At 50.7% G+C, this 12,741-nt stretch carries 14 protein-coding genes; 7 read left to right on the top strand and 7 right to left on the bottom strand.

All coding sequences use genetic code 11. The annotated features are described in order from the left end of the window. Positions 1 to 100 precede the first annotated feature (100 nt). A complete protein-coding gene (locus tag MO867_RS02870; RefSeq protein ID WP_252464446.1) occupies positions 101 to 910 on the bottom strand; it encodes a GIN domain-containing protein in 810 nt (269 codons plus the stop codon). 135 nt (positions 911 to 1,045) lie between these two features. Further along, complete coding sequence (locus tag MO867_RS02865; RefSeq protein ID WP_252464444.1) at positions 1,046 to 1,468, bottom strand: HIT family protein; 423 nt, start codon at positions 1,466 to 1,468, stop codon at positions 1,046 to 1,048. 337 nt (positions 1,469 to 1,805) lie between these two features. On the opposite strand from MO867_RS02865, the gene MO867_RS02860 reads away from it, so the two are divergent. The 4 genes from MO867_RS02860 to tcdA all read left to right on the top strand — a co-directional run bounded on the left by MO867_RS02860 (position 1,806) and on the right by tcdA (position 4,062). Then, positions 1,806 to 2,165, top strand: coding sequence for a hypothetical protein (locus tag MO867_RS02860; protein ID WP_252464443.1), 360 nt, complete (start codon positions 1,806 to 1,808; stop codon positions 2,163 to 2,165). A gap of 135 nt (positions 2,166 to 2,300) precedes the next feature. Beyond that, the gene (locus MO867_RS02855; protein ID WP_252464441.1) at positions 2,301 to 2,765 is read left to right on the top strand and encodes an FKBP-type peptidyl-prolyl cis-trans isomerase; all 465 of its coding nucleotides are present in this window, start codon (positions 2,301 to 2,303) and stop codon (positions 2,763 to 2,765) included. Positions 2,766 to 2,813: 48 nt separating this feature from the next. After that, on the top strand, positions 2,814 to 3,275 hold the full coding sequence (locus MO867_RS02850; RefSeq protein WP_252464439.1) for a thiol-disulfide oxidoreductase DCC family protein: 462 nt from the start codon (positions 2,814 to 2,816) through the stop codon (positions 3,273 to 3,275). Further along, a complete protein-coding gene (gene tcdA, locus MO867_RS02845; RefSeq protein ID WP_252464438.1) occupies positions 3,262 to 4,062 on the top strand; it encodes a tRNA cyclic N6-threonylcarbamoyladenosine(37) synthase TcdA in 801 nt (266 codons plus the stop codon). The genes MO867_RS02850 and tcdA overlap by 14 nt, the downstream gene beginning before the upstream one ends. On the opposite strand, the gene MO867_RS02840 is transcribed toward tcdA, so the two are convergent. After that, positions 4,059 to 4,916, bottom strand: coding sequence for a LytR/AlgR family response regulator transcription factor (locus MO867_RS02840; protein WP_252464437.1), 858 nt, complete (start codon positions 4,914 to 4,916; stop codon positions 4,059 to 4,061). The genes tcdA and MO867_RS02840 overlap by 4 nt on opposite strands. Positions 4,917 to 5,082: 166 nt before the next feature. On the opposite strand from MO867_RS02840, the gene MO867_RS02835 reads away from it, so the two are divergent. Then, positions 5,083 to 6,276 (top strand): acyltransferase family protein, encoded by a 1,194-nt coding sequence (locus tag MO867_RS02835; RefSeq protein ID WP_252464436.1) that lies wholly within the window; start codon positions 5,083 to 5,085, stop codon positions 6,274 to 6,276. Position 6,277: 1 nt separating this feature from the next. Here the strand turns inward: MO867_RS02835 and MO867_RS02830 are convergent, their stop codons facing one another. Further along, positions 6,278 to 7,948, bottom strand: a complete 1,671-nt coding sequence (locus tag MO867_RS02830; RefSeq protein ID WP_252464435.1) for an aminotransferase class V-fold PLP-dependent enzyme — start codon at positions 7,946 to 7,948, stop codon at positions 6,278 to 6,280. After that, positions 7,945 to 8,733, bottom strand: a complete 789-nt coding sequence (locus MO867_RS02825; RefSeq protein ID WP_252464434.1) for a TatD family hydrolase — start codon at positions 8,731 to 8,733, stop codon at positions 7,945 to 7,947. The genes MO867_RS02830 and MO867_RS02825 overlap by 4 nt, the downstream gene beginning before the upstream one ends. A 60-nt stretch (positions 8,734 to 8,793) precedes the next feature. Between MO867_RS02825 and MO867_RS02820 the strand changes: the two genes are divergently transcribed. After that, positions 8,794 to 9,393 (top strand): LysE family translocator, encoded by a 600-nt coding sequence (locus MO867_RS02820; RefSeq protein ID WP_252464433.1) that lies wholly within the window; start codon positions 8,794 to 8,796, stop codon positions 9,391 to 9,393. A gap of 119 nt (positions 9,394 to 9,512) precedes the next feature. Here the strand turns inward: MO867_RS02820 and MO867_RS02815 are convergent, their stop codons facing one another. Next, positions 9,513 to 9,995: a hypothetical protein gene (locus MO867_RS02815; protein WP_252464432.1), complete on the bottom strand. Its 483-nt coding sequence runs from the start codon at positions 9,993 to 9,995 to the stop codon at positions 9,513 to 9,515. A 508-nt stretch (positions 9,996 to 10,503) separates the two neighbouring features. On the opposite strand from MO867_RS02815, the gene MO867_RS02810 reads away from it, so the two are divergent. After that, positions 10,504 to 11,628 carry a M14 family metallopeptidase gene (locus MO867_RS02810; protein ID WP_252464431.1) on the top strand — a complete coding sequence of 375 codons (1,125 nt, stop codon included), beginning with the start codon at positions 10,504 to 10,506 and terminating at the stop codon, positions 11,626 to 11,628. A gap of 372 nt (positions 11,629 to 12,000) precedes the next feature. Here the strand turns inward: MO867_RS02810 and MO867_RS02805 are convergent, their stop codons facing one another. Continuing rightward, positions 12,001 to 12,597, bottom strand: a complete 597-nt coding sequence (locus tag MO867_RS02805; RefSeq protein ID WP_252464430.1) for a hypothetical protein — start codon at positions 12,595 to 12,597, stop codon at positions 12,001 to 12,003. Positions 12,598 to 12,741 lie beyond the last annotated feature (144 nt).

Raw genomic sequence — 12,741 nt, 5'->3', positions numbered from 1 at the left:
CGGGAAGGTAAGGCAGAGATCTGAGGAGAACACTCTCACAAAGGTAAGCGCGCTTCCTCTTGGGCAGCGCGCAAAATAGATTAAGTGATAGTACTGCGGATTAGTCGACCAGCGCGATGTCTCCTGACCCAACTACGGAAAATGAATCGCTCCCTGGTCGCTTCAAAACAATATCGCCGGAGCCCATCACGGACCCACTGGCGCTGTCTGCGCGAAGACTGCGGCCAGAAAAATCTCCCGATCCCATTACCCGAATATTCACAGTGGCAACACGCCCTCCAACTACCATATCGCCAGAACCTTTGATCTCAGCAGACAGACTTTCCCCTGTGATATTGCCGATATTCATGTCTCCAGAACCGGTAACGGCTACCTCACCGCTGACGGCCAGTGCCTTCTCTAAAAATAGATCACCGGAACCGGTGATGTAAGCTTTAAGGTTCTCTGAGGCCACCTTGTCGACATCGATGGTGCCAGAGCCCGTCACCGCCAAATCGAGGCTTTCGCTCTCAATACTGGCAGACCTGGCCTCGCCCGAACCAGTTACCCTCAGGGCGTCTATTTTTGGCATAGTCACAGTAAAGTTGACCTCCTGTCCCTGCCCCCGCGAGATTGTGACAAACCCCAACCAGTTCTGGGTGTTTTCATCCACCGACAACTCAAGCGTCCTCCCTTTTACTTCTACCTTTACGTAGGGCATTGTGCTGGTGGGACCAGCAGCGACCACGGTAAAGCTATCGCCCTGTATCAGCTCCAGGTGCGAATTTCCCTTCAGGGACACCTGTGTAAACCCTTTAACATCGAAGTGTTTGGTTTCCATTTCTTCAGCCTGGATAGAGGCACCATAAGCTGCAAGCATGGCCCAAACTGCCAGCAGCGGAGTAAAAAGAGCTTTCTTCAAGGTCATCATTGGGGGAATCTCATCGTTGTTACCATTTCTTAGCAATAGACTACCTGAGGTCCGGGTTCGGATGCAGTGGCCTCCACAAATTTCCTGAAGAACACTCAGGTGACCCCGTAGTCAGAATCAATTCAATAGCAAAATTTAAGCGCTCTCCGCCTCGTTAAAGCCACACTCCCGCAGCGCCTCGCGGACCTTTTCAGCTTCTTGTGCCAACTGCTCTGGCGCAGCGGGATTCTGCTTTGAAAAATCAAAATCTGACAATTCGTTGACCGGTATCAGATGGATGTGAGTATGAGGCACCTCCAACCCTGCAATCATGACGCCAACGCGCTTTGGCGAATATACGGCCTTGAGCCCTTTCGCCACTTTCTGTGCAACCAACATCAAGTGGGCAGCAAGATCCACTGGGACATCATCCCAGTGATTAATTTCTTCGATTGGAATAACTAAACAATGGCCAGTTTTAATGGGGGAAATCGTCAAAATGGCCACAACTTTATCATCGCGCCAAATAAAATTTCCGGGCAATTCGCCATTTATTATTTGAGTGAAAATACTTGCCATAATTTGTCTCAACCTGTTGAAAATTTATAATTTGGTGCAAGCGTGCAGTTTAACACCAACAAACAAAAGTAAAGTGTAAAGCTTAAGAAAACACTTGCGCAAACGTCATTTTTCCTCATGGCGGATATAAGGCCTCTATATATGACAACCTGTCGAACCGAATGACAATTTTCTTAAAGCAAGTTGGCATAGCGAATGAATATGTCTTACGCTCGTCAGCAATTAATGCTGTACCGCCATTGAGCCAACGCACCTTGTGCTTTTAACTAACAAAATATTTTTTCGGCTCTGCGGATAACTTTTTAATCAGTGCCAACTGCTCACCGGGGGGAGAGATATGGAAAGCCTGTTGGATCAGGTTGGGGGTGCTAAATTTGTCAACCGTACAGTGAGTGAATTTTACGGTGCCATTAGCCATCACCTTTCAACCTACGAAACCTGCGATTTCCGCAAACAATTAAGTCGCCAAGCTCAATTTCTTAACCACGCACTATCAACCACACCGGAGCCCGATCGGACCAGCCGGGCAAGTTTTCTGGCCAGAGGATTAAACCCCGAGTTATTCGATGCGATGCTGGATTATTTTGAAGGGCAGCTATTGGAACTTGGCTATCCGTCAGAACTCTGCAGTCACCTTGTCTCCACCGCAAGCGGCCTCTACGGAGGGTGTGAGCAGGACCTATCCATAGCCTGTTGATCAACTTGGCGTGCCCGCACATGTTGCGGCGCGCCTGCCCTCTCAATACAATTGCGTCTCGCAGCTATTACCCCCCGTTTTTTAGCACAGCGGTAAGCGCTTGTTCATATATTCTTACACAGTCAGAGATTATTCATGAAGATTTCCAACCACACAGTTGTGGAGATCCACTACACCCTGAAAGACGCCGACGGAGCAGTCATTGACTCCTCGGCCAACGGAGAGCCGCTCAAGTTTCTACAGGGGGTCGGCAACATCATTCCTGGCCTGGAGCGGGAAATGCTGGAAAAGGAACCAGGTGACAAATTTACCGCTGTTATTGCGTCTGAAAATGGCTATGGTGAGCAAAACCCGGAACTGATCCAAACCATGCCCCGCAGTGCTTTCGGCGGCGTAGAGGAACTGACTGTAGGTATGGCTTTCCGCGCTGAGAGCACTGAAGGTCACCCTATCGAAGTTGAAGTTATCGACATCGACGGCGATGAAGTGACCATTAACGGCAATCATCCCCTTGCCGGTGTTGAACTGCATTTTGATGTCGAAGTTGTCTCCGTGCGAGAGGCAACGCCCGAAGAGGTTGATCACGGCCACGTGCACTGATCCTTTGAATCGAGCGCCGGGTCCATTGCGCCGGCCCGGCGCTCCCCTATGACTATGCCATCCTCAACACCCCCAAATATCGTACTTTTTGACAGTCTTTGCCACCTTTGCAATGGCTGGAGCCGCTTGCTACTCAATTGCGACAGAGAGCACTTTTTTGCCCTTTGCCGGGTTCAGTCACCGGCCGGTCTGTATTACCTCGAACGCCTGAATCTCCCTTTAGATACTTACGAAACTATGATCCTGCTGGAACGCCACGGGGACAATTTCCAGCAGTTTACGAAGAGCGAAGCCGCCCTAAAAATTGCCAGTCACCTGTCTGGGCCCTGGCGCCTACTGACGGTTTTACGCTACATTCCCCGCCCGATACGCGACTGGTTCTACGACTTGGTAGCCCGCAACCGCTACCGCTGGTTTGGTCGACGCAACCGATGTCTGCTGCCGAATGAAGATGATAAACAGCGCTTTTTAGAAGATGTACCTGAAGAGATCCCGGATGAGCCTGTCTGACCAATATATACAGCGATTTGGTGGCGTCGCTCGCCTGTATGGCGATAAAGCCCTGGAACTTTTGTCCAACGCGCACATGTTAGTGATCGGCATTGGCGGTGTCGGCAGTTGGACGGCTGAAGCGCTGGCCCGTAGCGGCGTGGGTAGACTAAGTCTGATCGACCTGGACGACGTCTGTATCACCAACACTAACCGCCAAAGTCATGCGCTGGCAGACACTGTCGGCCGTATAAAAGTCGAAGTCATGGCGGAGCGATTGCGACAAATAAATCCAGAAATAAAGATTCGCACAGAAGAGGACTTTATCATCAGCGATAATCTGGCGGAACTGATCAATCCGGACGAGCACCCCATCGATGTCGTTATCGATGCGATTGATGCGGCACGAATAAAGGCCGCCCTGATTGCCTATTGTAAAGCGCGCAAGATTCGCTTGATTACCGTCGGCTCTGCAGGTGGCAAGCGCTCCCTTTACCGGATTGAATGTACCGATCTCGGCCGCACAGTGAACGACCCTCTGCTGGCCAAAGTGCGGCAGCACTTGTATCGCTTCCACAATTTTCAGAAGAGCCACAAACGGCAGTTTGGGATCGATGCCATATTCTCTACTGAGGCCATGGTCTACCCCCAACCAGACGGACAGGTTTGCCAGCAAAAAAGATCAATGCAGGATGGGGTAAAGCTGGACTGCAGCAGCGGTTTTGGTGCCGCCACCATGGTTACAGGCACCTTTGGTTTTGCCGCCGCCTCCAGAGCGATTGAACGACTACTTCAATCCAAAGGTTAGGCTGGTACTAACTGGGCCCGGAGCTGATCGCGGTATCGCCGGCTCACGGGCACCAGCTGTCCATTTACCAAATGAAGACGCGCGTCGCCGCTTTCCAAAGGCTCAATCTCCGCAACAGAATCCAGCCGCACAATATAGGAACGGTGCACACGTACAAAGGACTCTGGGTCCAGGCGCTTCAACAGCTTTGTCATAGTATCCCGAAGCGGGTAGATCCTATCGCCCAAATGCAAGTTCACATAATTGCCAGCAGCCTCCACCCACTCAATATCGCGCACATTAACCAAGAACTCCTTACCCAACTTTTTCACCAGAAGCCGCTCCGGCCTCTCTACCGGTTCGACCGGCTCCCCTTCATCCGGGCTCTCCAGCATGCGTGCCTCTCCCTGCATACGCATCAATAAGAAGCGATAGAGATAAACCGAACTCAACAGAGCCGCATAAGTACGGAAGTCTTTGAGATATTCATAGAAAAATTCGACGGCCCAGTTACCAAAGTTATAGGAGCCACCATCCAGGTAGTAAATGACAGACCGCATTGCCACCATGCCAACAACATGTAATAGCGACCAAGGCAGGGTAAACAATAGATGTAGGAATAGATTGCGCCTGACCTCCCCTTTGCACAAAGGGAATCGGTGATCCCAAACCAATATCATTGGGAATAAGATCGCAATCACCAGAATGCTACTCCCCTCCCACACCAGAAACTCCCACGATTGAAAGGTCGACTCCCAACGCTGATGGTCAAGGTAGGCCACCGTAAACTGAACCAACCACTGCACTATAAAAAATAGCGCCCAGAATCCCACTTCAAACCGCCGCCTGCGTGCCAGGTACATCTGCACCGTCATCTATCCCAAGCCTGTATGAAATTTAGCCACCAGTCTACCCGCTATTCACCCTCAAAAACCACCATTGGTACCTGAAACCGTGCTACTCAGCCCTTTCCGGTAGCCGGCGGAGTATCACAGGAAGGAGCATAGCGGTAACCGGTCTCAAATCTAAATGAAGGAAACTATGCACAAGAATACACAACGCCGCCACGATATCGATGCCCTGCGCGTGCTGGCCTTTGGTCTGCTGATCTTGTATCACCTGGGAATGGCCTACGTAGCCGAGTGGGGCTGGCATGTCAAAAGCGACCACCAAAGCGAATCACTGCAACTGCTTATGCTGGCAGTGAACCAGTGGCGCATGCCGTTGCTTTTCCTGATCTCGGGCGCTGCAAGCTATTTCCTGTATCACAAATTAGGCACCGGTGGCTTTCTGCTACGAAGGCTAAAGCAGCTACTGATCCCCTTAATCTTCGGAATGCTGGTTATCATTCCCCCGCAGGCTTACTTCGAGGCATTAAGTAACGGTATCGTAGAGCCAGGGTACCTCTCCTTCTTGCAGAAATATTTCTCTTTTTATCCCTGGCCACAAGATGCATTTGCCGGCAGCTATGCCGGCCTCACCTGGAACCATCTCTGGTACCTTCCTTACCTGGCTTGCTACACGCTCGCCATTGCCCCTATCGCAGTCGGATTAAAGCAATCACAGTGGCTCGAACCAATGATGGCTCGCGTTAAGACCTGGCATCTATTGATCCTGCCCATTGTGCCTATGGTGCTATACGGTTTATTGCTCTATCCACGATTTGGAGGGATCAACCATGCCGTAATAGGCGATTGGTACACCCATGCACGATTCTTTACTTACTTCCTATTTGGATACTTATTGGTCAACAGCCCTACCCCCTGGCAACTTCTCGCCAAGCTTCGCCGCCAACTTCTTATGGCTGCACCAGTATCCTTCGCCGCCTTTCTACTGCTTGACCGAACTCTTCCCGACAATAGCTTCCCCGCTCAAGAACTATTGCACTCTATCGTTATCTTTTCGAATCGTTGGCTCTGGCTTTTGTTAGTTCTCGCTTATGGGCATCGCTTTCTGAACAAAAAACTGTCATGGCTACCCTATGCCACAGAAGCCGTTTACCCCTGGTATATTCTTCACCAGACAATCATCGTTATCGCGGTCTATCAACTGAGCCAGCTATCCCTGGGACCCATATTGGAGCCACTCCTCGCTTTGACGATCACGGTTAGCGGCTGCTGGCTTTTACATGAATTTGTAATTCGAAGAACCCCACTACTACGACTGCTATTTGGCTTAAAGCCTCTTTCAAGCGCAAAGAATGCACCGGAGAGCAGCCTTATCCGTAGTACTTAAGTCACTGGGAGAGTGACGAACCTACCTGATCAACTTGATCGAGTGCCCGCCGCAGCAATGCATAAAAGCCATTGCTGCGCGACTCACTCAAGTGCTTGCCAAGACCCAGTTCAATAAAAGTGCGGGAGAGATCCAGCTGCTGGATCTCCTCAGTGGTACGACCATCAATTTGTGATAACAGTAATGCACCCAAACCTTTCACCACACGGCTATCACTATCCAGGCCAAAGTAATGCCGCCCCTTCTCTTCCCTGTGAGCCAGCCAGGCCTCGGATTCACATCCGTACACCAAATTTTCTTCGCAGCGAATTCCCGGCTTTCGGCTTATGGTCTTACTCCAGAGCAATAACTCCCGATAGCGTCCCTGCCAATTGCGCTGAGAAACCAAGCGCTCAAACAACAAAGGGGAAAAATCATCTTGCGACCAATCATCGCCTTCTACTCCAGCAGCCATGGAGGTCAGATGCTGGACCTCACAATAATCCTCTAGCGCCTGTAGAAAGGTCTGAACGTCTTTGTGCGTGTTATAAGCCGCTACAGAAGCGCGAACGGTGACCAAGTCACCGCTTTCTTTACCCAGCAACTGAGCACAATGGTGCCCTACCCTTACAGCAATATCGCGCCCGTCCAGCCAGTGCATCAAATCCGCTGCACTACTGTGCACCGGTATAAAAGAGACAATCCCCAAGTTGTGCCGCACCTGACTGATAACTCGGAAATTGGGTGAAGCCATAAGCTCACGGTGCATCCAGCGCACCAGTTTTTGCTCATGCTGAGCCATTGCTTTTCTATCTTGTTGCCCGAGAAACTCAATCGCGGCACCGAGGCCCGCTATAGCAGAAAGAGGAGAGGTCCCCGCCTCAAATTTGTGTGGAAGACCAGCGTAGTGGCTCGCTTCAAGTTCAACGTTCGTAATCATCTCTCCACCACCTAGCCAAGGCGGCATTGATTCAAGCAGCACCTCACGCCCGTACAAAAAACCAACGCCCGAAGGCCCATAAAATTTATGGGCCGAACACACAAAAAAATCACAGCCAATTTTTTGTACATCGATAATATCGTGGGCTGCCAACTGGGCCCCATCTACGATCCACATAATATGCATTCGCCGCAGCAATTGCCGCACAACCGCGAGATCCGGTCGCAACCCCAAGGCGTTAGAGCCGCCAGTCAGCGATACAATTCTTGTGCGCTCATTTAAAACCTCCCCGAGACGATCAAATTGGGGGATACCCGCCATATGCGGCACATACCGCAAGATCAGATTGAAACGCTTGGCAGCCATCTGCCAAGGCACAATATTTGCGTGATGCTCAGCGGTTGAAATAACAATTTCATCACCCGCCTGCAAATTACCACAGAGGCATTGTGCCAATAGGTTCAATGCCTCTGTGGCCCCCCGACAAAATACAATTTCCCGCGTGCTAGCAGCATTAATAAATTGCATCGCCTCACGGCGTACTCGCTCTACCATCTCGGTAGCCCTGCGTGCAAGTCGGTGACTGGATCGATGAGTATTGGCATTACTGTGCACATAATAATCGCGCACGGCATTAATTACCGACTCAGGCTTTTGTGTCGTCGCGGCATTATCCAGGTAGACCAGTCCTTTATTCTCTTCCTGCTCAAAGAGAGGAAACTGCTTCCTGAACGATTCTGCAGAAAAACTCATAGGGAAAATAATTTCTCAGTATTTCGGTAGGTCACATCAGCCACTACTTTTACAGGAACTCCCCGTAAATCAGCCAGCTCTTGTGCAATTCCAGAAAGGTTTTCCGGGCTGTTGCGCTTCCCTTGGTGGCCAGATAAGGGCATATCTGGAGCATCTGATTCCAGCAATAAACTTTCCAGTGGCACCTGAGAGAATGTTCGTCGTGTCTTCACCGCACGGGAATAAGTAATCGTGCCTCCCACGCCGAGATAAAAACCACGTTTCCAATACTCCAGCGCCATTTGCTCACTACCGCTGAAGGCATGTATTACACCTCCTCGCGGGAGTTTATATTGATTCAAAAGTCGTAGAAGTTCATTGTGGGCGCGATGGACATGCAATATCACCGGCAGGTTCTGGCCAGAGGCAACTTCAAGCTGTATTCTCAAAATAGCCTCCTGTGCCGCCAGACTCGCATTCGTCGAAGCGTCCAGTCCGCATTCGCCGACCGCAACACAGGAATGTCGAATCAAGCTCGCCGCCAGGCTGTCTTTTAGTTGCTTCAACTTGGACTTGGAAAAACTATCCTCCTGCAATTTTCCCACCCACCAAGGGTGAACACCAGCTGCCATCAACCAACCCTGCCGCCCCGCCACTAAATCCCCTAGGCTTAGCCATTGCTCCTCACAAACACCAGGGATAATTACCCGATCAATCCCGATATCGATACACCTTTGCCAAATCTGATCGCGATCCGGTGAAAAAATATCGAAATCAAAGTGGCAATGGCTGTCAATAAATTTCACTTGTCGCACCTGGCAGTTACACGCATATTAACATGAGTCGATTTTACTTCTGGTACATCTGTGATAGAAACTCTAGTGCCCATTGCTCTATTCGTATTTTCCACCAGCATTACCCCTGGCCCTAACAACCTGATGATTATGTCCTCTGGGCTCAATCACGGCGCCAGCCGTTCTACTCCCCATCTACTGGGGATTTGGCTGGGCTTTCCCGCCATGATTATTGCTATCGGTTTGGGCATGGGAGCAATCTTCAACCGACTTCCATTTCTACATGAAATAATTCGCTGGGTAGGGGTCGTTTATCTGCTGTATCTCGCATGGTTAATCGGCACTGCCCGGAAAATGGATTCAGAGGGGGCCGGCCATCCCCTGAGTTTTACACAAGCCATCGCATTTCAGTGGGTCAACCCCAAAGGTTGGATTATGGCAACAGGTGCCCTGGCGGCGTTCACGACTCCTGGAGCAGAAATGTGGGCGGGCGTTGCCAAGGTGGCACTCGCATTCATCGCCATTGGCGGACCTTGTGTCGCAGTCTGGTTATTCTTTGGCCTTGGACTCAAACGCTTTTTGACAGAACCCAGCTATTTGCGCGGCTTCAATATCGCCATGGCGACTGTTGCTCGCTGCAAGTATCATCCCCATGGTATTAGAAGGTGTTAGCAAATTTGGACGCGCTATTTAACCAGCCATCAGAAGTTCCAGGGCAACCACTCCTGAAAGCTAGGTAGTAGCTAATGCGCAGTACTCAGCCGACTGAAATTATCCTAAATCGGCGAAAACTAGCGAGCAGCGGTCTGAAAAACTGTTGCCGTGCGAAACTCAGCTAAATCCCGCAGCCAAATAATGTCCTCGGCATTAACCTGACGCCCTGAGACACCCGATAACCGAGCACTGAGCACTTCAAGCTGGGTGCTGTCGTACTCTGCCTTGTTCAGAGGGAACCTGAGCCAAACCTGCCCATTTTCGTCGACCACTGTTTCAGCGCTATCCTCCGTGACCCCGGTCACATGTCGGTCGAGCACAGAACGGTTGCCGGCAGGCAGGTAAATGGTGCCATTGGTAATATCAACTGCAAATGCCACTAATCCTGGTATTAAGCCAAATAACAGCGCAGCACTATCCAAAATCACTACCGCAGGATCAACCCTGCCACCAGCTTGGCCCTTTCGCTCTGGATATAAAAAGTACCCACAAGCACTCAGATTCATCACCGTCACAAATATCGCCGTCGTCGCGATACCGCGCTTAAAACTTCTTTTCATGGTAAAACCTCTCAAGACTACTATCCCTCCAGGGGCTGTTATCTGCTGACCGCTGAGCGACTCCGAAACCAAGCCGGTGCGCTCCACCTGTGCAAAATCATCACAGAAACCGCTCAGACCGAAAGATCCGTAAATTTACGCCGAAGAGTACGATGGTACAACACTGAACCACAACAATTGCCTAAACTTTAACCAGCACTTGCTGCGGAATGTTATGGAGAATTTCTAATTTCTGACAGTGTGGAGTGACGCACTTGTGATCTGACCGGGCAGTAAGCAGTCGCCTGGGGTATGACACCGGAAATTTCAGGGAGCAGTAGTCGTAGCAGGTGCCGCCAGGGACTGGCTAAAGCACGGTATCCCCTTCGATACCGTGCTTTTCTATTGCCCAACAGGTAGTGCGTTCCCGCCCAATTGCACTCGAAAGTGGCGATATACCCCGCCTCCCCCTGAAAAATTCCCTCTACCGCTGTATCCTGCGCTCAAGAACAAGAGTGGAGCTCCCTAAATGTATATAACCAGCGCCTTTGACAGCGGTAATATCGAAGTTATCAACACCGACAGCAACCCTATTGAGTTGGCCATCCGCCAGGATAACAACTCTGACTTCTACCAGTGGTTTCACTTTCGCCTGGAAGGCGACATCGGTACCAGCTATCCGCTACGAATAGTCAACGCCGGTAAGTCCGCCTACCCCGAAGGCTGGAACAACTATCGAGTATGCGCCTCTTACGACCGCCAAAATTGGTTCCGGGTCGGCGGCAACTACGACGGGAACAGCCTGGATTTCACCATAATCTTGGATGAGCCAAGTATTTACCTAGCCTATTTCGCGCCCTACTCCTGGGAGCGTCACTTGGATCTGCTCGCTTGGGCGCAAAGTCATGACCTGGTCAAGCTCCAGACCCTGGGGAAAACCCTCGATGAGCGTGATATGACCATGCTCACTGTCGGCAATACCGATACCGCCAAGCATCGAGTCTGGATGATTGCTCGCCAGCATCCCGGTGAGACCATGGCCGAGTGGTTTGTGGAAGGTTTCCTTGAAGCTTTGCTCGACGACGCTAATCCCTCAGCCCAGTGCCTACTGGCAGATACCGTCTTTTACGTCATCCCCAATATGAACCCCGATGGCAGTGTTCGGGGGAATCTACGCACTAATGCTGCAGGTGCCAACCTGAACCGTGAGTGGCTCAACCCTTCAATGGAACGCAGCCCGGAAGTTTTCCTGGTGCGGGAAAAAATGCTGGCGCTTGGGGGGGATATCTTCTTGGATATTCACGGTGATGAGGCCCTGCCCTACAACTTTGTCGCCGCTTGCGAGGGAATCCCGGGCTATGACGAGCGTCATGCGAAGCTGGAGGAAACCTTTAAACAAGCCTATGAGGCGATCAGCCCCGACTTTCAAACTGAGCACGGCTACGAACTGGACAAACCTGGTGAAGCCAACCTCACTATTGGTACCGCCTGGGCAGGCCACCAGTTCCGAGCCCTGGCTCTCACTTTAGAAATGCCGTTTAAAGACAATGACGATTTGCCCGACCTGATCGAGGGCTGGTCACCTGCACGCAGTCAACAGCTTGCCCGCGATATCCTGTTTCCGATTCGCGAAACATTGAAATCCCTGGCTTAACCCCTCGGTTTTTCTAGCCCCCGGCCAATGCAGCCTGGGGGCTCTCTCAATAAAACACCTGCGCCTTGAAGCTCAGTCAACAAACTTTTGTACATACCAGGAGAACTCTGAAGCACTAAGCTGCTGAAGAGCAATCTCACTCCCTTCTAAATCCAACCACATCAATTCCACCCTTCCCGAAGGGCCCATTTTAACTCCCCAAATGACACTATTACCTGCAAATGATTTATTGTTAAGGCTCAAAAGAATCCTGGAAGCGAGGGGTTTCAGCAATTGCGCAATTACTTCACCCGCTGGCGAAATATGAATAAAGGTCGGCACGATCTGTTCGAGCCCAATAGCTGATACCTCCCCTTTTACATTTCTCCCAGATTACTCTGACCAGCCAAGCCGTACCGATTGCCCGCTCCGCACAGCATCCAGTAACAACGCCTTTTCACCACTGATTGCTACGCCAGCCTGATCATGCTGAAAAACCATTTCCCAGATTTTCCTGGGCGGTGTAGTGAAGCACCAAACCGTGTGGACGCGATCTTGATTGACCATTTCAGAGTGCTCAAAGCGTCCGAGCAGGACACCCCGACTATCCAGTAAACCGTGCCACCGCCCAAACTCAGCCGAAAGCTCTACCTTTTCCTCCTCAACCCTTGGTATCTGTCTGTGCACCGACTGCACCTTAGTCGCCACTTCCCCAGACACAACACTGGTGAACTGTGCATCAGACCAATGAGTAAGGTCAGGCTGTTTATTTCCAGTGAAGTCCAGATCCCAACCTACCCGCATCGGCGTACCGCTAAGGGCAACTTTAGCCAATTCCCTTTTAGATCCAGCTACCACCATGCCATCAAAATCCACTTCCAATATAGGATCAGCACAATACGCCAACTGCTGGGCGCTAACCTCAACTGAGCCTCCCAATAAGAAACCGATAGTAATTTTTTTATATTTATCATTATTAGCACCAAACACTCTTTAAACTCTAAAATAATGAGCCTCAATTATCGATCGCACGCACCGACCCAATACATTTATACCCTATTAACAAACCCCCACAGTATCAACACTTCGGACAGTTTCATACAGCTATAGCCCCATAGTCACTGTACTGCTCGT

The sequence above is a fragment of the Microbulbifer okhotskensis genome (assembly GCF_023895975.1).
Taxonomy (GTDB): domain Bacteria; phylum Pseudomonadota; class Gammaproteobacteria; order Pseudomonadales; family Cellvibrionaceae; genus Microbulbifer; species Microbulbifer okhotskensis.
This window is presented reverse-complemented; position numbering and strand designations above follow the sequence as displayed.